The 25936-nt window shown below is 55.3% G+C and carries 24 protein-coding genes; 11 read left to right on the top strand and 13 right to left on the bottom strand.

The window, feature by feature from the left end; genetic code table 11:
- Positions 1 to 377: 377 nt before the first annotated feature.
- Positions 378 to 3902, bottom strand: coding sequence for a pyruvate:ferredoxin (flavodoxin) oxidoreductase (gene nifJ, locus L2Y28_RS11535; RefSeq protein ID WP_022648256.1), 3525 nt, complete (start codon positions 3900 to 3902; stop codon positions 378 to 380).
- A gap of 270 nt (positions 3903 to 4172) precedes the next feature.
- On the opposite strand from nifJ, the gene L2Y28_RS11530 reads away from it, so the two are divergent.
- Positions 4173 to 4439, top strand: coding sequence for a DUF333 domain-containing protein (locus L2Y28_RS11530; RefSeq protein WP_003856935.1), 267 nt, complete (start codon positions 4173 to 4175; stop codon positions 4437 to 4439).
- A gap of 1 nt (position 4440) precedes the next feature.
- Here the strand turns inward: L2Y28_RS11530 and hslJ are convergent, their stop codons facing one another.
- From hslJ to L2Y28_RS11510, 4 genes are all read right to left on the bottom strand, one after another.
- Complete coding sequence (gene hslJ / locus L2Y28_RS11525; protein WP_022648255.1) at positions 4441 to 4878, bottom strand: heat shock protein HslJ; 438 nt, start codon at positions 4876 to 4878, stop codon at positions 4441 to 4443.
- Between the two features lie 124 nt (positions 4879 to 5002).
- The gene (locus tag L2Y28_RS11520) at positions 5003 to 5131 is read right to left on the bottom strand and encodes a DUF2474 domain-containing protein (protein WP_017693358.1); all 129 of its coding nucleotides are present in this window, start codon (positions 5129 to 5131) and stop codon (positions 5003 to 5005) included.
- The gene (gene cydB, locus L2Y28_RS11515) at positions 5131 to 6141 is read right to left on the bottom strand and encodes a cytochrome d ubiquinol oxidase subunit II (protein WP_022648254.1); all 1011 of its coding nucleotides are present in this window, start codon (positions 6139 to 6141) and stop codon (positions 5131 to 5133) included. The genes L2Y28_RS11520 and cydB overlap by 1 nt, the downstream gene beginning before the upstream one ends.
- Before the next feature lie 5 nt (positions 6142 to 6146).
- Entirely contained in the window at positions 6147 to 7541 is a 1395-nt protein-coding gene (locus L2Y28_RS11510) for a cytochrome ubiquinol oxidase subunit I (RefSeq protein ID WP_022648253.1), read from the bottom strand.
- 393 nt (positions 7542 to 7934) lie between these two features.
- On the opposite strand from L2Y28_RS11510, the gene L2Y28_RS11505 reads away from it, so the two are divergent.
- The 3 genes from L2Y28_RS11505 to patD all read left to right on the top strand — a co-directional run bounded on the left by L2Y28_RS11505 (position 7935) and on the right by patD (position 11194).
- Complete coding sequence (locus L2Y28_RS11505; RefSeq protein WP_003856945.1) at positions 7935 to 8123, top strand: hypothetical protein; 189 nt, start codon at positions 7935 to 7937, stop codon at positions 8121 to 8123.
- A gap of 82 nt (positions 8124 to 8205) precedes the next feature.
- Positions 8206 to 9630, top strand: a complete 1425-nt coding sequence (locus L2Y28_RS11500; RefSeq protein ID WP_022648252.1) for a PLP-dependent aminotransferase family protein — start codon at positions 8206 to 8208, stop codon at positions 9628 to 9630.
- Positions 9631 to 9769: 139 nt separating this feature from the next.
- Positions 9770 to 11194: an aminobutyraldehyde dehydrogenase gene (gene patD / locus L2Y28_RS11495; protein WP_022648251.1), complete on the top strand. Its 1425-nt coding sequence runs from the start codon at positions 9770 to 9772 to the stop codon at positions 11192 to 11194.
- Between the two features lie 35 nt (positions 11195 to 11229).
- On the opposite strand, the gene L2Y28_RS11490 is transcribed toward patD, so the two are convergent.
- Genes L2Y28_RS11490 through L2Y28_RS11480 form a run of 3 tightly spaced genes read right to left on the bottom strand, consistent with a single transcriptional unit; the run spans position 11230 to position 12123 of the window.
- Entirely contained in the window at positions 11230 to 11412 is a 183-nt protein-coding gene (locus tag L2Y28_RS11490; protein ID WP_003856955.1) for a DUF1869 domain-containing protein, read from the bottom strand.
- 3 nt (positions 11413 to 11415) lie between these two features.
- On the bottom strand, positions 11416 to 11769 hold the full coding sequence (locus L2Y28_RS11485; protein ID WP_022648250.1) for a DUF1971 domain-containing protein: 354 nt from the start codon (positions 11767 to 11769) through the stop codon (positions 11416 to 11418).
- Positions 11770 to 11796: 27 nt separating this feature from the next.
- Entirely contained in the window at positions 11797 to 12123 is a 327-nt protein-coding gene (locus L2Y28_RS11480) for a DUF1971 domain-containing protein (RefSeq protein ID WP_022648249.1), read from the bottom strand.
- Positions 12124 to 12366: 243 nt separating this feature from the next.
- Between L2Y28_RS11480 and L2Y28_RS11475 the strand changes: the two genes are divergently transcribed.
- Both L2Y28_RS11475 and L2Y28_RS11470 read left to right on the top strand, forming a co-directional pair.
- Complete coding sequence (locus L2Y28_RS11475; RefSeq protein ID WP_003856960.1) at positions 12367 to 12540, top strand: GhoT/OrtT family toxin; 174 nt, start codon at positions 12367 to 12369, stop codon at positions 12538 to 12540.
- A gap of 86 nt (positions 12541 to 12626) precedes the next feature.
- The gene (locus L2Y28_RS11470; RefSeq protein ID WP_022648248.1) at positions 12627 to 13385 is read left to right on the top strand and encodes an alpha/beta fold hydrolase; all 759 of its coding nucleotides are present in this window, start codon (positions 12627 to 12629) and stop codon (positions 13383 to 13385) included.
- 33 nt (positions 13386 to 13418) lie between these two features.
- Here L2Y28_RS11470 and L2Y28_RS11465 read toward each other — a convergent pair whose 3' ends face one another.
- The 3 genes from L2Y28_RS11465 to L2Y28_RS11455 are packed head-to-tail and all read right to left on the bottom strand — an operon-like array spanning position 13419 to position 19913.
- The gene (locus L2Y28_RS11465; protein ID WP_022648247.1) at positions 13419 to 15593 is read right to left on the bottom strand and encodes a virulence factor SrfC family protein; all 2175 of its coding nucleotides are present in this window, start codon (positions 15591 to 15593) and stop codon (positions 13419 to 13421) included.
- Positions 15590 to 18571 (bottom strand): virulence factor SrfB, encoded by a 2982-nt coding sequence (locus L2Y28_RS11460; protein ID WP_022648246.1) that lies wholly within the window; start codon positions 18569 to 18571, stop codon positions 15590 to 15592. The genes L2Y28_RS11465 and L2Y28_RS11460 overlap by 4 nt, the downstream gene beginning before the upstream one ends.
- Before the next feature lie 4 nt (positions 18572 to 18575).
- The gene (locus L2Y28_RS11455; protein ID WP_022648245.1) at positions 18576 to 19913 is read right to left on the bottom strand and encodes an SrfA family protein; all 1338 of its coding nucleotides are present in this window, start codon (positions 19911 to 19913) and stop codon (positions 18576 to 18578) included.
- Positions 19914 to 20195: 282 nt separating this feature from the next.
- Here L2Y28_RS11455 and L2Y28_RS11450 point away from each other — a divergent pair, with 282 nt between their 5' ends.
- Positions 20196 to 21794, top strand: a complete 1599-nt coding sequence (locus L2Y28_RS11450; RefSeq protein ID WP_022648244.1) for an ABC transporter substrate-binding protein — start codon at positions 20196 to 20198, stop codon at positions 21792 to 21794.
- A gap of 100 nt (positions 21795 to 21894) precedes the next feature.
- Complete coding sequence (locus tag L2Y28_RS11445; RefSeq protein WP_022648243.1) at positions 21895 to 22128, top strand: YdcY family protein; 234 nt, start codon at positions 21895 to 21897, stop codon at positions 22126 to 22128.
- A gap of 3 nt (positions 22129 to 22131) precedes the next feature.
- Here L2Y28_RS11445 and L2Y28_RS11440 read toward each other — a convergent pair whose 3' ends face one another.
- Positions 22132 to 22581 (bottom strand): DMT family transporter, encoded by a 450-nt coding sequence (locus L2Y28_RS11440; RefSeq protein WP_022648242.1) that lies wholly within the window; start codon positions 22579 to 22581, stop codon positions 22132 to 22134.
- A complete protein-coding gene (locus L2Y28_RS11435) occupies positions 22578 to 23096 on the bottom strand; it encodes a GNAT family N-acetyltransferase (RefSeq protein ID WP_022648241.1) in 519 nt (172 codons plus the stop codon). Before L2Y28_RS11435 ends, L2Y28_RS11440 begins: the two co-directional genes overlap by 4 nt.
- A gap of 148 nt (positions 23097 to 23244) precedes the next feature.
- Between L2Y28_RS11435 and L2Y28_RS11430 the strand changes: the two genes are divergently transcribed.
- The 3 genes from L2Y28_RS11430 (at position 23245) to L2Y28_RS11420 (ending at position 25846) form a co-directional block, all read left to right on the top strand.
- Positions 23245 to 23820, top strand: a complete 576-nt coding sequence (locus tag L2Y28_RS11430; RefSeq protein WP_032623327.1) for a helix-turn-helix domain-containing protein — start codon at positions 23245 to 23247, stop codon at positions 23818 to 23820.
- 66 nt (positions 23821 to 23886) lie between these two features.
- Positions 23887 to 24921 carry an NADP-dependent oxidoreductase gene (locus L2Y28_RS11425; RefSeq protein ID WP_022648239.1) on the top strand — a complete coding sequence of 345 codons (1035 nt, stop codon included), beginning with the start codon at positions 23887 to 23889 and terminating at the stop codon, positions 24919 to 24921.
- Positions 24922 to 25177: 256 nt separating this feature from the next.
- Positions 25178 to 25846, top strand: a complete 669-nt coding sequence (locus tag L2Y28_RS11420; RefSeq protein ID WP_022648238.1) for a GntR family transcriptional regulator — start codon at positions 25178 to 25180, stop codon at positions 25844 to 25846.
- Positions 25847 to 25936: the final 90 nt, after the last annotated feature.

The following is a 25936-nucleotide window of genomic DNA, read 5'->3' as shown; positions in this document are numbered from 1 at the left end:
CCTTTGCAGTTATTTTTTTATTGCTTAGTGAACTTTCCGGGATGGAAAGCTGTCCCATGCTAAATCACACAGAGGGTTGATGAATAAAATATAATTGTTACGGGTTGAGTAAAATCTAAAGCAAATGATGCGTTTGAAATAACAATTGATGCCGTGAATTAATCCTTATAATCGATACAAAATAAAAATTATTAATTAAGTGGTAAAGAAGGTATTCTCCATGGCGTTATATGCCTTTAAGATTTTTTCATCCATAATTCACGTGAATATTGTTCAGAACGTTGAGGCAATTTTCACCGAACATTTGGATTAGCCCGGTGCACGTGCATCGGGCTTTTTTATGGCAAAAAAATGCCCGGGCAAGCCGGGCATAACGGTTATTCGCTGGTTGATTTTTCCGCTTTCCCCGCCAGCTGTGCAAGGAAGTCATAACGCTTCTGAAGATCCGCTGCCGCGTCCCTCCATAGCTGCTCTGCTACTTCTGGTTGTTGAGCGTTCAGCCTGCGGAAACGCTGCTCCTGAAGTAAGGTTTCGGCAAGGGCGTCTGAAGGCGGACGGGAATCCAGCGCCAGCGGTAATTTTCCTTCATCGGCACGGCGCGGGTCAAAGCGGTACAGCGGCCAGAAGCCGGTTGCGGTAAGCTGACGCATCTGGTCGTGGCTAAGCGCCAGATCGTAGCCATGCTCCTCACACGGGCTGTAGGCGATGATCAGCGACGGGCCAGGATACGCTTCCGCTTCCTGAATGGCTTTCACCGTCTGGTTAAGCTGCGCGCCCAGCGAAATCTGCGCGACGTAGACGTGTCCATACATCATCATGCTGACGCCCAAATCTTTACGCGCCTTACGTTTGCCATGCTCACCAAATTTCGTGACCGCACCCAGTGGCGTTGCTTTCGAGGCCTGTCCGCCGGTGTTGGAATAACACTGAGTATCAAGCACCAGAATGTTAACGTTTTCGGTGAGGCTCAGGACGTGATCAAGACCACCGAAACCAATATCGTAGGCCCATCCGTCGCCACCGATCAGCCAGATAGATTTTTCAACCAGCGCGTCAGCATCGGTCAGCAGTTGTTCAGCCCCTTCAACACCCTGAAGCGCGTGGCGCAGTTCAGCAACCTGTGCGCGACGAACGTCAGGCGTGGCCTCCGCATGCAGGGCGTCATTCAGCTCTGCCGGGATTTTATCGGCAAACTGTTCCAGCAGACGCATTACGCGGGCGCGGTGCTGATCGACCGTCAGGCGGAATCCCAGACCAAATTCTGCGTTATCCTCAAATAGCGAGTTTGCCCAAGCCGGGCCGCGGCCATACGCGTCGGTGGTATAAGGCGTGGACGGCAAGTTCCCCCCATAGATTGACGAGCAGCCTGTCGCGTTGGCAATCAGCATCCGGTCGCCGTAAAGCTGGGTAAGCAGTTTGATGTACGGCGTTTCACCGCATCCGGAACACGCCCCGGAGTACTCGAAGAGGGGGGTGATGAGCTGCGAGGTACGAATGTCAATGCGTTCCAGCTTGTTGCGATCGATTTCGGGCAGGTCGAGGAAGAAGTCATAATTCACTTTCTCTTCTTCAACATGTTCCAGACGCGACATCATATTAATGGCTTTGATTGAGGGATCCTGACGATCTTTCGCCGGGCACACCTCGACGCACAGGTTACAGCCGGTACAGTCCTCTGGTGCCACCTGAAGAACATATTTCTGGCCACGCATATCACGGGATTTTACATCCAGCGAGTGCAGACTTTCCGGTGCGTCCGCCATCGCTTCTGGCGACACCACTTTGGCGCGAATGGCCGAGTGCGGGCAGGCCGCCACGCAGTGGTTGCACTGGGTGCACAGCTCTTCTTTCCAGATAGGGATCGCTTCGGCAATGTTGCGTTTTTCCCAGCGGGTCGTGCCCATCGGCCAGGTGCCATCAGGCGGAAGCGCAGAGACGGGAAGAGTGTCGCCCAACCCGGCAAGCATCGCCGCCGTAACGGTTTTGACGAAATCCGGGGCAGCGTCAGACACCACTGGCGGCCGGTTCGGGCTGCTGGTATTGACCGGCTGCAACGGCACCTCGAACAGCGACTCGCGGGCCAGCGCCAGCGCCTGCCAGTTGCGCTCAACCAGCTCCTGACCTTTGCTGCTGTAGCTTTTGGCTATCGCCCCCTGGAGCTCCATCAGCGCGCTGTCGCCCGGCAGAATATTGGTCAGGTGGAAGAACGCCATCTGCATAACCGTATTGATACGCGCGGCCAGGCCGCACTCGCGGGCGATCTTCGCGGCGTTAATGACATACAGGCGCGCCTGTTTCTGGTTTAGCACCGCCTGGACTTCCTGGGGCAGTCGTGCCCAGACCTCATCGGCGCTATACGGGGTGTTGATCAGGAAAATACCGCCGGGCTTCAGGCGCTCGGCCATCTGGTATTTATCGATAAACTGGAGCTGATGACAGCCAACAAAATCCGCCTGAGAAATCAGGTATGCCGAGCGGATTGGATGTTCGCTGACGCGCAGGTGCGAGACGGTCAACCCGCCCGCTTTTTTGGAATCGTAGACGAAATACCCTTGCGCATACCACGGCGTGGAGTTACCGATAATTTTGATGTTGTTCTTGGTCGCCGAGACGCTGCCGTCGCTGCCCAGACCGTAGAACAGCGCTTCCAGTTTCGCATTCGAGGGCAGGGTGTTTTCCGGCAAAGGGAGAGAAAGGTTAGTCACGTCATCATAAATGCCGACCGTAAAGCGCGGCTTCGGTTTTGCCTCGCGCAGTTCAGCAAATACGGCCAGGACGCACTCCGGCCCGAACTCTTTGGAAGACAAACCATAACGCCCGCCAATGACGCGCGGCAGCGTTTCGCGCTCACCGTGATTAAATGCCTCAGCCAGAGCGGTCATTACATCAAGGTAAAGGGGTTCAGCCTGCGCGCCAGGCTCTTTGGTGCGGTCAAGTACCGCCACGGCACGCGCGCTTTCCGGCAGGGCTGCGAGCAGATGTTTCGCAGAGAATGGACGGTAGAGGCGAACTTTTAGCACGCCAACTTTTTCACCACGCGTAAGAAGCTCATCGACCACCTCTTCGCAGGTGCCGATGGCGGAGCCCATCAGGACGATTACGCGCTCGGCCTGCGGATGACCGTAATATTCAAATGGCTTATATGCGCGACCCGTCGCAGCGGCAAAATCGTCCATCGCCTGTTCAACGTGCTCATACACCGCGTTGTACCACGGGTTTGTCGCCTCGCGGGACTGGAAATAGGTATCCGGGTTCGCAGAGGTACCCCGGATCACCGGATGTTCCGGATTGAGGGCCCGAGCGCGATGGGCATCAATGTCAGCCTGCGGCAGCAGGTTAAGAATAGTGTCATCCGGCAGCGGAACGATTTTATTGATCTCGTGAGAGGTGCGAAAACCATCGAAGAAATGAATAAATGGCACTCGACTTTTCAGCGTGGCGATATGCGAAATCAGCGCGAAGTCCTGTGCTTCCTGCACGCTGCTGGCGCAGAGCATAGCGCAGCCGGTCTGACGCACGGCCATCACGTCTGAGTGGTCGCCAAAAATAGAGATCGCGTGTGTGGCTACAGTACGTGCGGCGACGTGCAGGACAAACGGCGTTAATTGTCCTGCCAGCTTGTAAAGCGTGGGGATCATCAACAGCAGCCCCTGAGACGAGGTGAACGAGGTCGACAGGGCACCGGTCTGCAACGCACCATGCACGGTGGCAATGGCGCCGGCTTCGGACTGCATCTCAACAACCCGCGGGACATCGCCCCAGACGTTTTTTACCCCATTACCAGCCCAGGCGTCAGCCTGTTCAGCCATCGTGGAGCTTGGGGTGATGGGGTAGATGGCGATAACTTCGCTGGTGCGAAACGCAACAGACGCGACTGCACCATTGCCGTCAATAGTTTGCATAGGACAACACCCTTACATTGCGCAAAAAGAGGGGTCTGTAAAACGACGACAGACCCTGAATATTATCTGTGTATTTTAGCAAAGCTCAGGTTTTACGATTTTCGCTTTTGTGTCCTTGGTATGCGCTGTATCAATGACTCGAAGGCTATTCGCGTTAAAAAATTGCGAGAAATTGTTACCAAGGCGCATAAATACGCACATCCGCTCTCGACGATGCGGCGCGTGATGCCTATTATGCATAGGTTTCGCGTTAATTATGGGGAGGAAGGTATGCGTTCAGCATTTTGGGTCGGATGTGCCGCGTTACTATTGTCGGCATGCAGCAATGAACCTGTACAGCAGGCGACAGCGGCACACGTTACGCCAGGTATGCGAGCGGCTATGTCCAGTTCAGGCCAGGCCAACTGCGCAATGATCGGAGGGTCACTCTCCGTTGCCCGTCAGCTCGACGGCTCCGCTATCGGCATGTGCGCGTTGCCAAACGGCAAACGCTGTAGTGAGCAGTCGCTTGCCGTAGGATCGTGCGGGAGTTACTGAGTTATTCAACTCGCTTAAACATTAAAGACTTATTGGCTGTCGCCAGCGTTAACTGGTCTTCGGTCAGGTCTACCTGAGCGCCTGTGCGTAGCATATCGGCGAGGGTCTGATCCAGTTCATTAAGCTGCGGCTCGGTGCAGAGTTTCCGCGTCATTGCCAGCGTTTTGACCGTCAACTCTCCTTCGGACAATTTTCCCTGGCCGTTGAAGCCGTTGCACATTGTGCCGGAGACGGCAATGTTGTTAATCAGGCTGATACTGGGCTGCGCGCTGAACCGAATTTCAGGCTGCGTTTTCAGGCCCTTAACCGCTTTTCCATCAACGTTTTCCAGCACGAAACGGTGATTCTCTAACTGATTGGTCTGAACGGAGGCTTTACCGGGATTAACGCATCCCGCCAGTGCGAGGCTGATTAAACTTACTGCCGCGAGCTTTTTCATTTTTCTTCTCAAACTATCAATGCTGTAAATATTTTTTCAGTGTAACCATACCCTCCAGGGTGTTAATGGGGTTTATCTGAAAGTGCGAGATAAGGACCGGGCGGCAACGCACCCGGTGAATGAATTAGTGCGATTTAAATCCGGCTGCGGCCATCAGCATTTTAAAGAGCATACTTACGCAGGCCAGTGCCAGGACGCTGCCGCCCCAGATGATGGCAAGCCACATCAAACGTTTCCATACAGGTTGTTGCATCAGTGATAACCCTCCCCATGCTGTACTTTTCCGCGAAAAACGTAATAACTCCAGAAGGTGTAGACCAGAATCACAGGAATGATCAACAGTGCGCCCACCAGCATGAAGCCCTGGCTTTGGGCTGGCGCAGCGGCCTGCCAGAGGGTAATGTCCGGCGGGATGATATGCGGCCAGATGCTGATCCCAAGCCCGCTAAAGCCAAGAAAAACCAGCCCTAACGTCATGATAAACGGCAGTGTATGGCTCGCAGGATCGTTCAGGCAGCGCCACTGGCACAGACTCAGGATCGCAACCAGCGCAGGAACGGGCAGCAGATAAAACAGATTTGGCAGCGTAAACCAGCGCGCAGCAATGGCTGCTTGGGCGAGAGGGGTCCATATACTGATTACCGCAATGAATACCAGAAGCAGGAGCAGAAGCACTTTCGATACCTGACGCATCCGCTGTTGCAGGGCATTTTCACTTTTCATTACCAGCCACGTTGATCCTAACAGCGCGTAAGCCACCACAAGACCCGCACCGCAGAAAAGATTGAACGCGGTAAACCAGTCAAACGGACCACCGCTGTAAGCGCGACCGGTGACGCTGAACCCGTGGATGACCGCGCCGACGGTGATGCCCTGGCTGAAGGCCGCCACAATTGACCCGCCAATAAAGGCCTTATCCCAGAACGGACGGTGCGCCGGAGTCGCTTTGAAGCGAAATTCGAAGGCGACGCCACGAAATATAAGCCCGATCAGCATTATTGTCAGTGGAAGGGTTAGCGCGTCGATGATCACCGCATAGGCGAGAGGAAAGGCGCCAAACAGGGCCGCACCGCCAAGCACCAGCCAGGTTTCGTTGCCGTCCCAGACGGGAGCCACGCTGTTGACCATTACGTCGCGATCGTCCGCATTCGGCGTTACCGGAAACAGTATGCCTATCCCCAGATCAAAACCGTCCATCACGATATACATCAACGTGGCGAAAACGATAATCACGAACCAGATAATGGAAAGATCGATACCCATTACGGTTACTCCTTAAATTCAGTGGTGACGGCAGAAAGCGGACGAGCAGGGCGGCCATCGGATTCAGTCGCGAAGGATTCATAAGGCTGCGGCCCTTTTTTAATCAGACGCACCATATAGCTGTAACCCACGCCGAACACCGCGGTATAAACCACGAAGAAGGCCAGCAAGCTGATGCTCATGTGCAGATCGCCATGTGCGGAAACCGCATCCTTCGTACGCTGTAGCCCATAGACGACCCAGGGCTGGCGGCCGACCTCCGTTGTTACCCATCCGGCGAGGATCGCGATCAGCCCGGACGGCCCCATCAGCAGGGCAAACCACAGGAAGGAACGTGAGGTGTAGAGGCGCTGTTTGTAACGCAGCCAGACCGCCACCATGCCCAGGAAGAGCATCAACATCCCTAAACCGGCCATGATGCGGAAAGACCAAAAGACAATGGTGGCGTTCGGGCGATCGTCTTTTGGGAACTCCTTCAATGCCGGAACCTGTTTATCGAAACTGTGGGTCAGGATAAGGCTGCCGAGAGCGGGAATTTCAAGGCTAAAACGGGTCCGTTCCTGCTCCATATCCGGCCAGCCAAACAGCAGCAACGGAGTAGGCTCACCCGGGGGATTCTCCCAGTGGCCTTCAATGGCGGCTATTTTCGCGGGCTGGTGTTTTAAGGTATTAAGCCCGTGCATATCACCCACCAGTGCCTGAACAGGGGCTACGATCAACGTCATCCACAACGCCATGGAGAACATGGTGCGAATGGCAGGGGTGTTGTTTCCGCGCAGCAAATGCCAGGCCGCGGAGGCTCCGACAAACAGTGCACTGCTGAGAAATGCCGCTATCGACATGTGCAGCAGGCGGTAAGGGAAGGAGGGGTTAAACACCACGGCAAACCAGTCCACCGGAACGACCTGACCGTTGATGATTTCATACCCTTGCGGTGTCTGCATCCAGCTGTTTGACGAGAGGATCCAGAACGTAGACATGAGGGTCCCCAGTGCCACCATGCAGGTCGAAAAGAAGTGCAGCCCCGGCCCGACCTTATTCCAGCCAAACAACATTACCCCGAGGAACCCCGCCTCAAGGAAGAACGCGGTGAGCACTTCATAGGTCAGCAGAGGGCCGGTAATGCTGCCCGCAAACTGCGAAAACCCGCTCCAGTTGGTGCCAAACTGATAAGCCATCACCAGGCCGGAGACCACGCCCATCCCAAAGTTGACGGCGAAGATCTTCGACCAGAAATGGTACAGCGAACGCCAGACGGGGTTTTTTGTTTTCAGCCACAGCCCTTCCAGCACGGCGAGATAGCTCGCCAGGCCAATGGTTATCGCCGGAAAAATAATATGAAAGGATACGGTAAAGGCGAACTGTATTCGCGCAAGATGAAACGCATCTGGACCAAACATGCACTGCCTCAATGTTAAACGGTGTGCTGTTATGATAAAGAGGGGGAAAATGAGATATCAGAAGCAGAAATTGAAAATTTATCTATAACAGTTGGGGGAAAAGGTGAACTTTATCTGACTGATATAGCTAACAAGGAAGAATAAAAAATTTCTTTTTATGATTTTTACGCATTAAACAGCTTGCTTTGTCGCCTGCAACATGCGTTAATGGATTTCTGGTTTTGAATCCAAATAAATATCTGACGTAGTTTTATAAAGCAGTTCTCATCACGTTGTGCCTCTCCGCAGCCTCTCTTGGGTCTTTATCTACATTCCGATTAGTTTTGTATCGAACCAACTTTTGCCTGATCGGCTCATGAGTAATTTACGTTTTTACGTTTACAGGAGAATCCTATGACTTCTTATATCCATTTCCGCTGCCCATGCTGTCATGGCTCGCAGTACCGCACCTCAGCTTTTGATGTGTCTGACAAAAATCCGTTCGGCGCGAAATGCATTTTCTGCAAATCGCCAATGATCACGCTCGACCACCTGGCCGCAGCGCGTTCGGCTCAGAATCACATTACTGAGTACCGCAAGTAATCTGCCGCGTTTCCCATAACAGTTAGCAAAATCTTCTCTTTTTCTCCTGCTGATATACACTGTCAGCAATAAGGAGAATCTGATGAAAAAATACCAGCGTCTGGCGCAACAAATTATCTCGCAGATTGAGCTTGGCGTATGGTTGCCGGGCGATAAGCTGCCTTCTCTGCGAGAGCAGGTGGCAAGCAGCGGCATGAGTTTCATGACCGTGGGCCACGCGTATCAGATGCTGGAAAGTCAGGGGCGCATTGTTGCCAGACCGCAGTCAGGCTATTACGTTGCCGCCCGTCCGACCACACACCAGCCAGCACCGCCCGCGCAGGTGATGCGCGATGAAGTAGTTGACATCAACACCTATATCTTCGACGTGCTACAGGCCAGCCGCGACCCCTCCGTTGTCCCTTTTGCCTCGGCATTTCCCGATCCGCGCCTATTCCCGCTTCAGCAACTCAACCGCTCGCTGGCTAATGTCAGTAAAACGGCCACGGCCATGAGTGTGATTGAAAACCTGCCGCCGGGTAACGTCGACTTACGTCATGCCATTGCCCGTCGCTACGCTCAGCAGGGGATGAATATCTCCCCGGACGAAATTGTGATCACCGCGGGCGCGCTCGAAGCACTCAACCTTAGTTTGCAGGCTGTCACTGAACCAGGTGACTGGGTTATCGTTGAAAACCCCTGTTTTTATGGCGCACTCCAGGCACTTGAACGTCTGAAACTGAAAGCGCTGTCGGTTGCTACTGACGTGCGTGAGGGCATCGATCTCAGTGCCCTTGAGCAGGCGTTAAATGATTATCCGGTGAAAGCCTGCTGGCTGATGACCAACAGTCAGAACCCGCTCGGCTTCACGCTGAGTGCAGAGAAGAAAGCTCAGCTGGTGGCCTTATTAACCCGGCATAACGTCACGCTGATTGAAGACGATGTTTACAGCGAACTCTACTTTGGCCGCGAAAAGCCGCTTCCGGCAAAGGCCTGGGATAAGCAGGATATGACGTTGCACTGCTCCTCATTCTCTAAGTGTCTGGTGGCCGGTTTCCGTATTGGCTGGGTGGCGGCGGGAAAACATGCGCGCCGTATTCAGCAGTTACAGCTGATGAGTACGTTATCCACCAGCTCCCCCATGCAGCTGGCGCTGGTGGATTACCTGGCGACCAAACGTTACGACGCCCACCTTCGTCGCCTGCGGCGCACGCTTGCTGAACGCAAACAGCAGGCCTGGCAATCGCTTTTGCGCCATATGCCTGCTGGCGTCAAAATCCATCATAACGACAGCGGCTACTTTTTATGGCTGGAACTGCCTGAACAGCTGGATGCGGGGCAGTTGAGTGAAAAGGCATTAACTCATCAAATCAGCATTGCGCCCGGCAAAATGTTTTCCACGTCCAATATCTGGACACCGTTTTTCCGTTTCAATACCTCATGGGGATGGGGCGAGCGGGAGGAGCAGGCGGTCGTCCAACTGGCGGCGTTAATTCGCGAAATGATGCTGTCCCCAGTCACACCTTGATGAAAATTCCTGAAGCGACATGATGCGCGGTCTACCTTTAGTAAGGGAGTGCGGATTGGTGACGTGACGTTGTCACGCATCGACCCGCCAGAACGTGTGCTGACAGCGAAAACTATGTCGATTTCAACAGGACGATGCTATGCAAAATCAACTGCTGATTAATGGTGAACTGGTGACCGGCGAGGGTGAGAAGCAGGCGGTTTACAATCCTGCCACGGGTGAAGTATTGCTGGAGATTGCTGAAGCGTCGGCAGCACAGGTGGACGCTGCCGTCCAGGCTGCCGATCGCGCGTTCACTGAGTGGGGGCAAACGACGCCCAAAACGCGCGCCGAAAGTTTGTTGAAACTGGCTGATGTGATAGAAGCCAACGCTGACGCGTTCGCACAACTGGAGTCGCTAAATTGCGGGAAACCGCTGCACTGTGTCCAGGGAGATGAGATCCCGGCCGTGGTCGATGTGTTTCGCTTCTTTGCCGGGGCCGCCCGCTGCCTGAATGGGCTGGCTGCCGGAGAATACCTCGAAGGACATACCTCAATGATTCGCCGCGACCCGGTTGGCGTTGTCGCCTCTATCGCGCCCTGGAACTATCCTCTGATGATGGCGGCGTGGAAGCTGGCGCCCGCGCTGGCGGCGGGAAACTGTGTCGTCATCAAGCCGTCTGAAATCACCCCGTTGACGGCGCTGAAGCTGGCGGAACTGGCGAAAGATATCTTCCCTCCAGGCGTGCTCAACGTGCTGTTTGGTCGCGGCAAAACCGTAGGAGATCCGCTGACCGGGCACGAAAAAGTCCGTATGGTTTCTCTCACCGGCTCTATTGCTACCGGAGAACATATTATCGGGCATACCGCATCTTCAGTTAAACGTACCCATATGGAATTGGGTGGAAAAGCCCCGGTCATTGTCTTTGACGATGCAGATTTGGATGCCGTGGTTGAAGGCGTGCGTACGTTTGGTTTCTACAATGCTGGTCAGGATTGTACCGCAGCCTGTCGTATCTATGCCCAGAAGGGGATTTACTCCGCGCTGGTCGAAAAGCTGGGCGCAGCTGTTGCCAGCCTGAAAATGGGCGCGCCGGACGATACATCAACGGAGCTGGGCCCGCTCAGCTCCGCCGCGCATCTTTCCCGCGTTTGCGCTGCCGTGGACGAAGCCAAAGCCCTTGGACATATCCGCGTCGTCACCGGTGCCAGTAAAAGAGAGGGGGCAGGATATTACTTCCAGCCAACGCTACTGGCCGGGGCGAAGCAGGAAGATGCGATCGTCCAGCGCGAAGTGTTTGGCCCGGTGGTCAGCGTGACGGAATTTGAGGATGAAGCGCAGGTGCTGAGCTGGGCTAACGATTCGCAATACGGCCTGGCCTCGTCCGTCTGGACAAAAGACGTCGGACGCGCCCATCGACTCAGCGCACGGTTGCAGTATGGCTGCACCTGGGTCAATACCCATTTTATGCTGGTGAGCGAAATGCCGCACGGCGGAATGAAATTATCCGGTTACGGCAAAGATATGTCGGTCTACGGACTTGAGGATTACACGGTAGTCCGACATGTGATGATCAAACACTAAACCCTCATGCCCGGCGCAGTGCCGGGCGATTCAGCTTACCAGCCACATACCTCGTGTTCATTTTCCGTATCGTAGGCGCGAACGGTATTCACCAGATCCTTCACGACATCTGCCGCGACGTCCGGAATCAACAGCTCCATTGGCGCTTCTGTTTCATAATCCACCGACACGCCGTTGCTGTTGTTGGTGACGGTCACGGTATAGGTAGCCTTACCCATTATTTACTCCTTATGCGTGTTGACCACTTTACCGATACCCGCACCGCTGAGCGTGACGGCAGGATCCGCGAAAAAGTCGATATTAAAATAGGTGTCGTCGGTCAGTAGCTCAATGCGGTGCCATTTTTGCGGTGGCGAGATGCCAAAAGAACCGGCCTCAATGATCACTTCCAGATCGGGTTCGGTGGCATCGCCATCGGCAAAGCCAAAGTAACGCACCGCACCCTGCATGACGGACAACCGACCGTACACGCCGGCTTTGGTGTTGTGATGGGTAAAAAGCGCTTTTGGGGCGCTCTCTTTATTCCAGAACGGCGTCGAGCGGGTGTGAACAAAGTTTTCAGGAATACGTAACATAATAGTTTCCTTCATGTTGTCGGACGCTTAAAGGGACTTAAGCACCTCAGGTTCAACAAAGAATTCAATATTGAACAAGGTATCGTCGGTCATCACCTCAATGTGGTGCCATCTCTCTGGCGGGAAAACGCCAAAACGACCCGCTTCAATGACGAGCTCGCTGTCAGGCTCAGGTGTAAATTCATCAGCATAGCCCAGATAACGCACCGCGCCGCGCATCACCGACAGGCGAGGGTAAACGCCCGGCTGCGTGCCCGTATCAAGGTGACGTTTAAAAATGCCGGCGGGGGCCGTTTCTTTGTTCCAGAAAGGCGTGGAACGGGTGTGAATGCAACTCTGCGGAATGCGTAGCATGTTTCCTCCCTTAAAAGCCTGCTTTTATTAGACTGCTTTCTGCAGGGATGGATTTACCAAAAAGTGCATTCTATATGCATCTTATCAATAATAACCGTTTTGCTTTACCCGGCGTTGTTACACAAGGTACTCAGTTGTTATTATCATTAATAATTAAGTGGTTATTGTGTAACGAAAAAACTTGATCTGTGTCAACATATGACGCATATTGCGTGCGGTTATTTTTCGGCTCAGGTAAACAGAATGACGTTGTATCAAAAGATGTTGGTTTTCTACGCAATCATGGCCTCCATCTGCGCATTAATTACCTGGTTCCTGTCTAAAGATCGTAAACGTATTCGCCTGTTGAGCGCATTCCTGGTGGGATCTACCTGGCCGATGAGCTTTCCTGTTGCCCTGTTAATCTCTCTTTTCTGAAGCACGCTTCAAGAATCGGCATCCAGACATAGCATTCCATACATTGAGGCTGTATAAATATACAGTCCGTCATACATGGAGTGCTTATGAACAGTTTCTATTCACAGCAAGCAGGCTGCACGGTGCGCTGGCAGGATCTTCCCGGTTTCGGTGACCCGGTTGTTTTTATCCACGGGTTGGGCTGTGCATCGTCGTATGAATATCCTCGTATTGTCTGTGATACCCGTTTCGGGGGGCGCAGAGCCATTCTGATCGATCTTCCCGGTAGCGGTTACAGTGACAAACCTGACAACTACCGTTATCGCACAAGTGAACAGGCGCAGGTGGTGGTTGAACTGTTAGACCATCTCGGCCTGGATAGTCTTTGGCTCTATGGTCATAGCATGGGGGGGAGTATCGCGATCGAAACGGCAACGCTGCTAAAGTCACGCGTTAAAGGCCTGATAGTGTCTGAACCCAATTTTCATGCGGGTGGCGGGATGTTCAGCCGGGCAATTGCGGCCCAAACGGAACAACATTTTCTGGAACAGGGCTATGATGACATGCTGCGGGCGGAAACGACGGCGTGGTCTGGAAGCCTTCAAAGCAATGCCCCCTGGGCCGTCTGGCGCGGCGCAACGAGCCTGGTCAAGGGCGTTAAACCCGACTGGGAACACCTGTTTTTGTCATTGAGCTGCCCGGTCATGTTAGTTTTTGGTGAGTGGTCCCTGCCTGATGACGATTTTAATCGCCTGCAACAAAAAGGCGTTGCTGTAAAAATTATCCCTGATGCGGGCCATTCAATGTCCTGGGAAAACCCGTCAGCGTTGGCTCAGGCTTTGTCTGGCTTCATAAACGGATCATGAAGGGGTAGCCCGCATTGCTGCGGGCTGCAATGATTAAGACAGCAAGGCAGACAAGGCTTTCCGCGCATCAGGCTTAATGTCATACGGGCACTGATAATCCACATTCTCAATCGCGCGGGTGTAGAGCGCAACCAGCCAGTCATAAACATAGGCTGTCGCCGCATGAACAGGCTGCTCGCCAAGTCGGGTAAGACGGGGTAAAGCGCTGCTCACAACGGGCGTCACAAAAATTGGCTGACCTTTGCGGATCCGGCTTGCAGGCCGTTCAGAAACGGGCGTCAGTTCATAGCCAAGCCAGCTAATGAAATTGCCTGTCGCGGCATGCAGCTGCGCAGCACTGCTTTTATCTGTTTCTGCAATGCGTTGCAGTTGCAGCGGCAGATCCAGCCGGTAGCTGGTAACGATCAGCACATCCGCAATCTGCTGTAATACCTCTGCGTCCAGGCCCAGACGGGCAGCCGCCGCGTCGTTGCGACTCCACTGACGAAGATGGTTAACCCACACGTTATGGGCCAGCCGCGCTTTGTCTTTGGTCTGCAACGCGCCTGGATTTTCCTGCGTCTCTTCCGCAAACAGATCGATAACATCGTTAAACAGGCCGTTGACCTGTTCCTCACGAGGCTGGTGGACGGTCAGCAGCGTCTCAAACGCGTTTAACGGCGGCAGAAGCCCCTCAAGCAGTTCACCATGACGAGCGGCACTGCCTTGCAGCGTTCGGACCATTTTTTCGGCCTCTGCCCGCCCTGCGCCTGGCTCCTGAGTGAGTGGGGCGACGTATGCGCGCATCAGCGTCGAAAGAGACTGTTGCAACAGCCTTTTCAGCGCGTGGAGACGCTTCTGGCGCTGTGCTGGAAGGGTAGCCTGCGACAGCCATTCAATTACCCGCTGCATGCTGTGGGTATCGAGCGCCTGGAGCGTGCCCCAGCGCAGACCCGGCTGGCCCAGCAACTGTTGCACCGCTTCGTCCAGATTCTGCTTTGTGGTAAACCGCGCATCGTGAGGGGTAATGGCCCAGACCAGGCCCGGCAACGCGGACTCTTCCACCGGCTGCGTCTCTTTGACCCAGTTTTGCAGGAGCCTGGCCGTTTTTGCCGTCTGCTGGTGGTGGGCCGTCGCATTGCAGATAACCAGGACATCAGGCTGTATGTGCTGACGATAATGCTCCAGCAGCCACAGGCATTTTGCCTGCGTCATCAGCGACGTGTTTTCCTCAGAAATGGCCGGAATATCAATAATATCTACGTTATTCAGAACGCAGTTTTCAACGGGCAGCACCACTTCGCGGGTCAGGCAGGCCAGCACATCGACGGGCAGGCTAATGGCATTAAGCAACTCGCCGTTATTTACCGGATGAAGCAATGTTTCCTGCGCTTCCGGCACGGTAAAGGCCCCGTAAGTAAGGAAACCTTCACACGGCAGACCAAAACTGTCCACCAGCAGACTCAACGGCGCCGCAAGCGCGCTGGCATGGCTGGTTTGATGCAGCACCTGGGCGAGTTTAAGCCACTGCTGGGTTAACTCCTGCTGCTCACCCCACAGCAGAGACCAGACGCTGGCGCGGGTGCTGAGATCAAGCGACGGAACCAGCAGGGCAAACTGGTGCCACAGGGCATCATCAATATGCTGCTTAGCGCCGGGTACTACGGTTTGCCAGAACCGGGCAACGGTCGCGACTTCCTGCGCCGTTATTCCCGGCACGCTGTGCGGCTGACGCAGCGTACGCCACTTCTCAAGCCGGGCTTCAATCACCGATTTATCCACCGCACGGATCTGCGGATCCAACGTAGTGCGGGCGATAAACAGCTGTACCAGCTCGGCCTCCGTTACCAGGCTCAGGCGCAGGGGAAACGCGTCGTCTGCGACCTCGCTGGTCGCTCTGGTGAAACGCACGGCCATGTTGGTCGGCGCATGCCCGGGGTTAATATGCGAGAAGTAATCAAACGTGCGTTGACCCGGCGTAACGTTCAGCCGTTCGTCGCCGCTGCCGCACAGGGAGGCCAGCAGATGCGCTTTCGCGGCCTGCGAGTGGCCGTATAAGCCGATGCTGCCCTGGCAGACAAGGGCACGTTCGAGGGCCTCTTCACGCGCGCGCGCGGCGTTAAGGCGGGCAAGCAGGGCGTCGGCTTCGTTATCCAGCATCGGGGCGTGCTGTCGCGTCTCGTTGATCCACCCGATTAAGGCCTGAGTGGTGGCAGTCGTCGCAGTCATTTGAGGTATACGCTCCCGCTGTCGATCCAGTAGTGGCTGCCGCTGTGTCGGCGATCGGCCAGAGTATTCAGTTTAAAGGTCAGGGCATCCGGCGGCACTGGCGTGCCGTCCTGTAGCCAGGCATCACTCAGCTCGAAAGATTCCGGCCCCTCCTGCTTATTGCCGCCACGCAGCTTCAGGCGCACGTTCAGTACGCCGTCGCCCGCAATGGCTTTCGCCAGCTCGGCAGAGTTGATGCTCAGGGTATAGAGCGGCGTCGCGGGCCAGCGGGCATTGGCCAGTTGCCGGAAGCCCAGCGTAACGTTGCCGCGCAGCGGGAAGTGCAGACGGGCGTCCAGTTTCGCGCCGGGCTTATCGAGGTCGATATCGTGATACCAGACGTTCTCGTCCCGCAGGGTATTGATAGTGTTATCCAGCACGCCCAGATAGCGCACCGTAGAGTACGCGCCAATATCTGCTGCTTTAAAGTTAAAGCGCGGCAGACGAAGATCCAGCGCCAGACTACAGAGCATCGCACCCACGGCGGCGGTGGATTTCGGGTTGCCGATCCGTCCCTGCTGGCTGAACGGATACCATTCATGAACCTGGTATTTATCCAGCCAGACGATGCGGTTGACGGGCACCGGTTGCAGGTGGCGAATCAAGGCCTGAACGCCTGGCAGACAGCCTGGCCGTCCCGTGATCAGCAGAATATCGCAGCTGTAGTGAGAGATCGCCTCACATACCGCATGCAGCGGGGCGGCAAGCGTGAACTGACCCGCCAGCATCGCGTCCTGCATCTCGCGGAAACTGACGTGCAGCGGGACGCTGAACAGATCAAAGTGTTCTGAGCCGGCAGGCAACGCATGGTCGATCGCCTGCCGGAGATAGTTCATCACGTTGCGGGTCGGTTTTTGCGCAAGCAGATCGCCAAAGGTGGCATGCAGCCCGGCCAGCGGATCGTCAACATCGCTCGATTCCCACGCCGCCAGGATCGCGTGGCCGATCGGCATAAAGAGCTGAAGTGCCGTCTGCTGGCGCAGGACCGCCTGGGTATCGATCCGCCCGGAGTCGCCGAACAGGGATGCCATCAGCTGGGAAGCATCGGCTATGCCAGATTTCTGAAGCTGGGTTTGCAGTGCGGGCAAAACGTAGCGCTGGATCACGTCCAGCAGTGTGTCGTCGCCAGCGACCTTGAACCCTTCGCGAAACAGCAGTTGCGGGGTGATTTTGACGTTATTACCGGTACCATCGTCTAGCTGATAGTGCGTGATGGCCATATCCGTCGTGCCGCCGCCGATATCAATCGAGGCCACGCGCAAAGCGCGCCCCGGCTGGACGCCAGGCTCAGGCGCGCGATCCGGACGGGCAAGAGAGGCGAAAAAGGCCTCGGTCTGGCCACCGAAGTGGGAAATGGCTTCGTTATACAGCCACACCAGCTGGCCGCAGCTGGCCTCGTCCCACTCCATCTGGATCTCAGGGACCGGCACCACGCTTTTTTCCTGCTGTTTGCGGCTGGCAAAATCTTCATCCTGCGGGTGCCAGCCCATCGCTTTCCAGACGATGGCGATGGCTTCGAACATGCGGCGCCGGAAAATCTCGCGCTCCTGTTTCGGCATCGCCGAAGGCAGGGTGAGGATCAGCGTCCGCAGCTGGCGGGGAGAGGCCGGGAAGCCGAGCCGCAAGCGGGTGGCTACGCTGTTAATCTGGCCAAGCGCCTGAGCCAGCAGCTCGCAGAGCATGTGCGTCATCAGGGTGCTGCGGCTGTACTGTGGAGAGAACACCGGCAGGCGCTCATCCTGCGGCAGCGTAAAGAGCGGTTCCCCGTCGTCGTTCATCAGGTTCATCAGCGGAAACGCGGTTGCCAGCGGTTCGCGCTGAGTTTTGCTGTTCATCTGGCTAAAGCGCCAGTCCTGCACCACCGGCGTCTCGTCCCACAGATAGCGACGCGGGCTGGAGATACCGCTGTTGCCATCCGTGCCCAGACGCTGCATCGCCAGCTTACGCGCTTCATCACCCACGCGGACTATCGACGGCCAGACGAACGCATCCTCCCGGCCGCTTTCCACCGAGAAGTGCTGCTTGCCAAAACGCGCTTCAGAAAACTCAAGTCGGCTGGTAAACAGCGGCTCATTCAGGAACTGCGGCTCACTCAGAGATCGTACCTGAAGTTCAGCCGTCTGGCGCAGGCCGTCGTTGGCATCACCATGATCTTCAATAATCACGCCGCAGGTATGGGTGTTGCCTACGTCAAGGATCAAATCGACAGGAATAGCAGGGGTGCTCAGGGTATGGGTGACAAACTTCACTTCCGGCACGGTGAGTTGTTCACCGAGCATGGAGAGCAGGTTGAGCCAGTGCGCCTGATATTCAAAGCTGCGCATGGCCTGATGCAGCTCGCGCTCGGCGCGTTTTTCAACCCCGTCAGCATATTGTGTGAAGGCTTCACGCAGCCAGCCGTCAATCCAGGTCTGGTCGAGGAAACTCTCAACCTCACTGTCGCGCCAGGCGAGGGCGAAACGCGTGCCGTTAAGAATGTCGTTTTCAACCGGCGACAGGGCAGACGTCGCATGCTCCGCAATCTGGCTGTCGAGCGCGACGGTGACCCGGTGCGTATTGCCTGCCGCGTCGGGCGTGGACAGCTTCCGTACCTGGACGCGCGCCCAGTTATCCGGGCCATCAACAAACGTCCGCGGCGGGTTAAAGCGCAGGAAAGGGAGCGGCAGCCAGACACCGTCCAGCACGGTCAGGGAGTCATGCAGTGGAATGGTGCTTTCAGGCTTGACCACTTCCGGCTTCCCGCCATCGGGGGCAGGCAGCGTGTACCGGCCGTTGACCAGGTCAAAATCCAGGCGCAGCAGCGGGCCATTTGCCGTTTTACGCACGAAACGCCCGTTGCTGGCGGTGTCCTGCGGAGTCAGGCCAAAATCGAGAAACTGTACGCCGCTGTTAGCAATCAGCGTCACGCTCTGTTTATAGTCGCAAAGATTAACCAGCATAGGATCAGACACCTGCTTTCTTGAACGTCAGAGGAACGACGGTGTTGGCATCGTAACGTGCGGTGCATTCCGCCACGTCGCTGGCACCTGCCTTACAGGTCACTTCCGGCATCGGATAGCGTGAACCGTCGGTGCAACGAGCGTTTCCGCGCGTTTTGATCAACAGCTCGCCGTTGCTGTGTAATCCGGAAAAGACGTCTACCCGGCAGACAATGTTGTCGCCATGCACGACCCGGGCGAAACCTTTATTGTTCTGGATCTGGTAGCGCAGAGACGGCGGTTTGCCGGTGAGCGGATCCTGCACATCGAGAAACGCGCGCCAGGTGCCGTTCAGGAAGCGCGTTAACCCCGCTTTGACCTGGTTTGCTTCCATCACCATTGCATCTTTCGGTATCGCGGTAATGACCACCGGTTCGGCTGCCGGGGCAGGCGTCTTCACCTTCGGCTCTACCACTTCTGCCTGGTGCAGCGGGAGTTTCAGCTCAAGCGGCTCAACCGTCTTCACGGGGGCCGGAGCAATGGCGACAGGTGCTGGCGCTGGTGAGGTAACTGGCGCTGCGGTCGGGGCCTGTTTTGGCCAGAGCAGCGGCGTGGCAATGGCTGCAATAATGACGGCGGCAACCGGCAGCAACCACAGGGGGGAGCGACGTTTTTTCTGCACCACCGCTGGTGCGGGCTCTGACGGCACGGTGTTCATGCGCACCGGCTCTGGCGTATACAGCTCATCTTCGGTGATACGGACGGTAGCCACAGGCGTGATAAGCGGCGCGTCGGCCTGCTCGAAGGTCACCACCGGGGCCGGTTCTGGCTCAGGTTCAGGTTCAGGTTCGTTAATCATCACGGGTTCAGGTTCAGGGACCAACGATTCGCGCAGGCAGTCCAGCACGTCGTCGCGCGCGTTTTCGTTAAGACTGACGAAACCCCAGAAGCAGATCACCGGTTTGCCATCCACCAGGAAAACAAAGTTTTCACCGGGAAACTGGAAAGCTTTAGAGAGCAGAGATCCAAACAGTTGCTGCGCCGTTTTCGGTGACTGAAGGCATTTTTTACTCAGCGACTCCATGCTGGCGAGCGTGTTTTCCAGATAGCGCAGGGCGCGAAAACGATCGTCTTCATCCGCCGCCTTCCAGCTGGAGACGGTTCCTTCAACCGGGGAGTACCAGTCAACGCGATCGCCGCCGTCATTGACCTGAGGAATGGCCAGGCAATCGACGATAGCCTGCTGTTTGCGCAACCGAAGCGCTTCGCGGATTTGCAGCGCTGATTCAAAAACGGCCTGTCCGCCGCCGCCAACGGCCTGAAAATCATCCAGATTGCCGCTGCGTAAAAGTGTTTTTGCCACGATTTGGTCCTGTAGACTTCTTCACGCCATTACTTTAACGAAACAGGTAAGCAAGCAAACGGCGGAGGAGACGACAAAAGGGACGATTTCTTGCGGCATTGATCGTAACGGTTGTGCTTGACGAATAATGGACCTTAAGGCAAATCGGTTTCTGCGGGCTGATGCTAAAACCAGCGAAATGTACGGCTTTAGAATAACCTGATAGTGATTCGTTATTTGTCAGGCCAAAACGTCTGTGCTGTTATTACTGTTCACTATAATAAAACCGAAAGGGTAATAACCATGTTTACAGGGAAAACCGTGCTCGCCCTCGCGCTGAGCGCGCTGCTACCGGCAAGCGCCGCATGGGCGGCAAACAAAGACACCATTATCTACTGCTCTGAGGCGTCGCCGGAGTCGTTTAACCCGCAGATCGCCAGCTCTGGCCCCTCGTTTGTTGCCAGCTCGCAAACGCTGTATAACCGTCTGATTAACTTCGACCCGGTAAAAAACACGCCGGTGCCTTCTCTTGCGGAGTCGTGGACCATTTCGCCAGACGGCAAAACATACACGTTTACCCTGCGTAAAGGGGTGAAATTCAACAGCAATAAATACTTCAAACCGACCCGTGATTTTAACGCTGATGACGTTATTTTCTCCGTTATGCGTCAGAAAGAACCTAAGCATCCCTATCACAATGTTTCCCAGGGTAATTACGAATACTTTAATGACGTGGGCCTCGACAAGCTCATTCAGGATGTGAAAAAGATCGACGATTATCACGTTCAGTTCACGCTGAGCGAACCCAACGCGGCTTTCCTGGCCGACTGGGGAATGGACTTCGCCTCGATCCTCTCTGCCGAGTACGCGGACGCGATGCTGAAAAAGGGCACGCCTGAAAATGTGGACACCTGGCCAATCGGCACCGGGCCGTATGTGCTTCAGCAGTACAAGGTGGATTCGCTGATCCGCTACGTCGCCAATCCGAACTACTGGGACGGTGAGGTGCCGACCAAACACCTGATCTTCTCCATCACGCCAAACGTTGAGACGCGTCTGGCGAAGCTGCAAACGAACGAGTGTCAGATCATTCCTGCGCCGTCGCCGGTGCAGTTTGAAGCGATCAAGAAAAACAAAGACCTGACGCTGCACTCGGTGGATGCGCTGAATGTGGGGTACCTGGCGTTCAACACAGAGAAAAAACCGTTTGATAACGTGCTGGTGCGCCAGGCTCTGAATTACGCGACGGACAAAAAGGCCATTGTGAACGCGGTCTTTATGGGGTCTGGTACGGTCGCTAAATCGCCGATCCCGCCGAACATGCTCGGCTTTAACAAAGATCTGAAGGATTACGGCTACGATCCGGAAAAAGCGAAAGCGCTGCTGAAGCAGGCGGGTCTGGAGAAAGGCGCGGAAGTGACCCTCTGGTCCATGCCGGTTCAGCGTCCGTACAACCCGAACTCCCGACGCATTGCAGAGATGATCCAGGCTGACTGGGCGAAGGTGGGCGTGAAGGCGAAAATCGTCTCTTACGAGTGGGGGGAATATCTCTCCGGCATGCGCAAAGGCGAGCATGATTCCGCGCTGTTCGGCTGGATGTCTGATAACGGCGATCCGGACAACTTCGCCGATGTGCTACTGGGTTGTAACAGCATCAAAACCGGATCTAACGCCGCGCGCTGGTGTGATAAGGGGTATGATGAGCTGGTGCAAAAGGCCAAACTGACCAGCAACCCGGACGAACGTGCGAAGCTGTATGGTCAGGCACAGGAGATTTTCTACCAGCAGGCACCGTGGATTGCGTTAGCTAACGGCAAAACGTTCTACGCGACCCGCAGCAATGTGACCGGGTACAGCGTAAGCCTGATGGGCAGCGATTTCTCGAAAGCGAAGCTGAACTGATCGTATTTTGCCGGGTGGCGGCTATGCCTTACCCGGCCTACGGGTGTCAAATGTAGGCCCGGTAAGCGTAGCGCCACCGGGCACGTGAAAAGGAGTGACAATGTCACATTTAAATGATGTTATCGCCCGCGTCGATGCCACCATCGAAGAGAGCGTAATTACTCACATGAACGAACTGCTGATCGAATTAAGCGATGATGCAGAGCTCAGCCGTGAAGATCGCTATACCCAGCAGCAGCGCCTGCGTACCGCGATTGCGCATCATGGTAAGCAGCATAAAGAAGAGGCGGAGGCGCGCCATGCCCACCTTACGCAGGGTGGGACTATTCTGTAAGGGTTAAAACTGGCGCCGCGCCACCAGCCAGGCGCCGACCACCAGCATCACTGCGCCGCAGACCGGGCCAACCAGCGCGCGCAGGGGAACGCCGTTGCTCTTAAGGATGTCCATCACCAGGCCGCCAATCAGCTGGCTTGCCACCAGGACGGCAATGGTCGTTGCCGCGCCCACATTCTGATAGCCGCTAATACTGGCAAAGACAAAAAAAGACCCCAGCAGGCCGGGGATCAACGTCCACCAGCGCACCGTTGACGCCAGTTCGTTAAACCCCGCCAGGCCATTTTTCACCAGCAAAATGCTGACAAACAGCACAATCCCCACCAGCGAGTTCAGCAGCATGGCGATAAGAATGGTGGAGGAAGATTGCGTAATGCGCACCATCAGGGTGTTTTGCACCACCAGCCCAATCCCGGCGGCTACCAGAAACGCTAACGTCAACGATTGATTCATGGCAGAGCATCCGGATCGCTGCGCTCATCAAGCTGGAGCTGCATAAAGGTTAAGTCCAGCCAGCGACCGAATTTGGTTCCCACCTGCGGCATATTGCCGGTGGTAATAAAGCCCAGGGTTTCGTGCAGATGAATTGACGCCTGGTTCTGCGCCTCAATACCGGCAACCATCACGTGTTTACCGATCTGGCGGGCTTCCTTGATTAACTCCGTCATCAGCAGCCGGCCAATGCCTTTGCCCTGATGTTCGGGATGAACGTACACCGAGTGCTCCACCGTGTGGCGAAATCCGTCGAACGCTCTCCAGTCGCCAAATGAGGCGTATCCCGTCACCACTCCGTCTTCTTCACTGACCAGCACTGGATAACCCGACAGAGTACGCGCCTCAAACCATGCGATACGGTTATCGGTGTCGACAGTTTTATCATTCCAGATGGCGGCGGTGTGCAGCACCGCATGGTTATAAATTTCACCGATAGCGGCACAATCTTCTTTGCAGGCATGACGAATAATCATGGGTAACCTCTGGCTGTGTTGTTCACTATAGTAGTACGATTTACTCACAATATTACACAGTTCTTATATTGCATCGCTACGACAAAATCCCTATTTTTTTGTCACAAAACTGCCCCGAAAAACCATCCGTACACTATAGTATGACGTCATGAATACAATGACAGACAATATGAATCAACACATTAGCGCCCGCATACGCCTTGAACGCGAGTCGCGGGGCTGGTCATTAAGCGAACTGGCCGAACGGGCAGGTATCTCACGCGCCATGATCCACAAGATTGAACGGGGTGACAGTAGCCCAACGGCGACGCTGCTTGCGCGGTTATCCGGTGCCTTCGGTATTAGCATGTCTACGCTTATTGCGCGCGCGGAAATGCAGGAGGGCAAACTGTTACGTCTGGCGAATCAGCCCGTCTGGCGCGATCCGCAAACCCACTATTTGCGTCGCCATGTGTCGCCGCGCAGCGATATGCCTATCGACCTCGTCCAGGTGGAGCTACCCGCAGGTAGCGATGTGCCGATGCCCGCCTCCTCTTATGCGCTGGCACGACAGCTGATTTGGTTGCAGGCAGGTGAACTGGTCTTTCTGGAGGGGGATACTCGCCATGAAATGAAGGCCGGAGATTGTCTGGAACTCGGGCCGCCGAACGACTGCCGGTTTATCAACGAAACGGATGAATCGTGCCTTTATCTGGTCGTGCGGCTTAATCAGTCCGGCTCATAATGCACAGGCGATCCGCAGGATAACGTGCCAGACTTGAATGACATTTTCAGCAGTAAGGAGCGATGAATGAGTCAATCTACTACGCAAAACCGACGCTGGGTACTGGCTTCCCGTCCACACGGCGCGCCGGTTGCCGATAATTTCCGCCTGGAAGAGCAGCCGATCCCCGCGCCCGCAGAGGGGCAGGTGTTATTACGCACCGTATGGCTCTCGCTTGATCCGTACATGCGAGGCCGTATGAGCGATGCGCCATCCTATTCACCTCCGGTCGAGATTGGCGCGGTGATGGTGGGCGGCACGGTAAGCCGCGTCGAGACCTCCCGTCATCCGGATTATAAAGAGGGTGAATGGGTTCTGGGTTACAGCGGCTGGCAGGAGTATGAACTATCCGACGGGCAGGGGCTGGTTAAGTTGGGTGAAAACCCGTCGCATCCTTCATGGGCACTCGGCGTGCTAGGGATGCCGGGCTTCACCGCGTATATGGGGCTGCTCGATATCGGCCAGCCTCAGGCAGGGGAAACCCTTGTCGTGGCGGCGGCCACGGGGCCGGTCGGCGCAACGGTGGGGCAGATCGGTAAAATCAAAGGATGCCGGGTCATCGGCGTGGCTGGCGGGGAGGAGAAATGCCGTCATGCGGTCGACGTGCTCGGTTTCGACGCCTGTCTGGATCACCATGCGGATGATTTTGACGAACAACTGGCTAAAGCCTGCCCGCAGGGCATTGATGTGTATTACGAAAACGTCGGCGGTAAAGTCTTTGACGCCGTGCTGCCGCTCTTGAATACCTCGGCGCGCGTGCCGGTTTGCGGACTGGTCAGCGGTTACAATGCGACCAACCTGCCGGAGGGGCCGGACCGCTTACCGCTACTGATGGGGACCATCCTGAAAAAACGCATCCGTATGCAGGGTTTTATTATCGCGCAGGACTATGGTCATCGTATTGACGAGTTCCAGCAGGAAATGGGCCGCTGGGTGCAGGAAGGCAAAATTCACTATCGCGAGCAGGTTACGGAAGGGCTGGACGCGGCGCCGGACGCCCTGATTGGCCTGCTTGAGGGGAAAAACTTCGGCAAGGTTGTGATCCGCGTGGCGGCCGACTAAACAGAGCATCGGTTATGGCGGGCAGTGTCCGCCATAATTATTTGTGAAGATACGATATATTGTCTTTAATTAATCCATAAGCTTTGCGCGCCTCGGCCCAGCTGAGCCAGAAGTGAAAAATGCAATATTATTTGAACGATTTTAATATTACGCGCGCCCCTCATACCAGGCATGACGATACAGGATATATCTAACCGGCGATGTTTTTTTAAACAGACGCTGAAAATGGCATTTTGTTTGGCTACGGGAATTAAACATGCTTGATTTGGAACATATGGAAAAAGCACAAAGAATCAGTCTGACTTTGCAAGTAGAGAACAGTTTAAAGGGAGCATTAATTACGGGCTCATTAAAACCTGGGGCTCGACTCGTTACAAAAGAGATTGCGGATAAATTGGGCACCAGTATCACACCGGTGCGCGAAGCCCTGCTGCGCCTGGTGTCGGCGGGGGCATTACAGGCCACGCCAGCGCAGGCGTTTTTGGTGCCAGAAGTGACGCTGGAACGCTATAACGAAATTAACGCCATCAGAAAGCAGCTTGAACCGATGGCCGTTGCGGCGGCGTGCCAGAATATGACCGAGACCAAACTGGATGCGTTACGCGCGCTGTCAGATAACTTCAGTGCCGCCATGCATCAGGGCGATGTACAGAAAGCGATCCATGCCAACCGCGTGTTCCGGTTCACGCTCTATCAGTATGCCGAGATGCCGACCCTTCACTCGCTGATTGAGCAGCTCTGGGTACGGATTGGTCCGTGCATTCACTATCTGCATGAAGAGTTAAGCGAGGTTCCCGCAGCGACCTATCATTATGACGATCTGCTTTCTGCGCTTGAGCAAAGGGATGTGACGGCCAGCCGGGAAGCGATCGACAAAGCCATTGATGAAGCCAATATTCTTCTGCAACGGCAATACTACAGTTAAGGATCCCTCTGGCGCACTTATTTGTTTATTTGTATCAAACGTCCTTGATTATATTCCCGGCGCATCAGGCAACCGGGAATGATGTTATTT

The sequence above is a fragment of the Enterobacter sp. JH25 genome, assembly GCF_021725435.1.
GTDB classification, from domain to species: Bacteria; Pseudomonadota; Gammaproteobacteria; order Enterobacterales; family Enterobacteriaceae; genus Enterobacter; species Enterobacter intestinihominis.
Note: the sequence above shows the minus strand (reverse complement) of the source record. Positions and strands in the feature narration are given on the sequence as shown.

Bases quoted from the DNA above. Each gene is read 5' to 3' on its own strand.
- nifJ (WP_022648256.1), bottom strand. From the start codon at position 3,902: ATGCAAACTATTGACGGCAATGGTGCAGTCGCGTCTGTTGCGTTTCGC.
- L2Y28_RS11530 (WP_003856935.1), top strand. From the start codon at position 4,173: ATGCGTTCAGCATTTTGGGTCGGATGTGCCGCGTTACTATTGTCGGCA.
- hslJ (WP_022648255.1), bottom strand. From the start codon at position 4,878: ATGAAAAAGCTCGCGGCAGTAAGTTTAATCAGCCTCGCACTGGCGGGA.
- L2Y28_RS11520 (WP_017693358.1), bottom strand. From the start codon at position 5,131: ATGCAACAACCTGTATGGAAACGTTTGATGTGGCTTGCCATCATCTGG.
- cydB (WP_022648254.1), bottom strand. From the start codon at position 6,141: ATGGGTATCGATCTTTCCATTATCTGGTTCGTGATTATCGTTTTCGCC.
- L2Y28_RS11510 (WP_022648253.1), bottom strand. From the start codon at position 7,541: ATGTTTGGTCCAGATGCGTTTCATCTTGCGCGAATACAGTTCGCCTTT.
- L2Y28_RS11505 (WP_003856945.1), top strand. From the start codon at position 7,935: ATGACTTCTTATATCCATTTCCGCTGCCCATGCTGTCATGGCTCGCAG.
- L2Y28_RS11500 (WP_022648252.1), top strand. From the start codon at position 8,206: ATGAAAAAATACCAGCGTCTGGCGCAACAAATTATCTCGCAGATTGAG.
- patD (WP_022648251.1), top strand. From the start codon at position 9,770: ATGCAAAATCAACTGCTGATTAATGGTGAACTGGTGACCGGCGAGGGT.
- L2Y28_RS11490 (WP_003856955.1), bottom strand. From the start codon at position 11,412: ATGGGTAAGGCTACCTATACCGTGACCGTCACCAACAACAGCAACGGC.
- L2Y28_RS11485 (WP_022648250.1), bottom strand. From the start codon at position 11,769: ATGTTACGTATTCCTGAAAACTTTGTTCACACCCGCTCGACGCCGTTC.
- L2Y28_RS11480 (WP_022648249.1), bottom strand. From the start codon at position 12,123: ATGCTACGCATTCCGCAGAGTTGCATTCACACCCGTTCCACGCCTTTC.
- L2Y28_RS11475 (WP_003856960.1), top strand. From the start codon at position 12,367: ATGACGTTGTATCAAAAGATGTTGGTTTTCTACGCAATCATGGCCTCC.
- L2Y28_RS11470 (WP_022648248.1), top strand. From the start codon at position 12,627: ATGAACAGTTTCTATTCACAGCAAGCAGGCTGCACGGTGCGCTGGCAG.
- L2Y28_RS11465 (WP_022648247.1), bottom strand. From the start codon at position 15,593: ATGACTGCGACGACTGCCACCACTCAGGCCTTAATCGGGTGGATCAAC.
- L2Y28_RS11460 (WP_022648246.1), bottom strand. From the start codon at position 18,571: ATGCTGGTTAATCTTTGCGACTATAAACAGAGCGTGACGCTGATTGCT.
- L2Y28_RS11450 (WP_022648244.1), top strand. From the start codon at position 20,196: ATGTTTACAGGGAAAACCGTGCTCGCCCTCGCGCTGAGCGCGCTGCTA.
- L2Y28_RS11445 (WP_022648243.1), top strand. From the start codon at position 21,895: ATGTCACATTTAAATGATGTTATCGCCCGCGTCGATGCCACCATCGAA.
- L2Y28_RS11440 (WP_022648242.1), bottom strand. From the start codon at position 22,581: ATGAATCAATCGTTGACGTTAGCGTTTCTGGTAGCCGCCGGGATTGGG.
- L2Y28_RS11435 (WP_022648241.1), bottom strand. From the start codon at position 23,096: ATGATTATTCGTCATGCCTGCAAAGAAGATTGTGCCGCTATCGGTGAA.
- L2Y28_RS11430 (WP_032623327.1), top strand. From the start codon at position 23,245: ATGAATACAATGACAGACAATATGAATCAACACATTAGCGCCCGCATA.
- L2Y28_RS11425 (WP_022648239.1), top strand. From the start codon at position 23,887: ATGAGTCAATCTACTACGCAAAACCGACGCTGGGTACTGGCTTCCCGT.
- L2Y28_RS11420 (WP_022648238.1), top strand. From the start codon at position 25,178: ATGCTTGATTTGGAACATATGGAAAAAGCACAAAGAATCAGTCTGACT.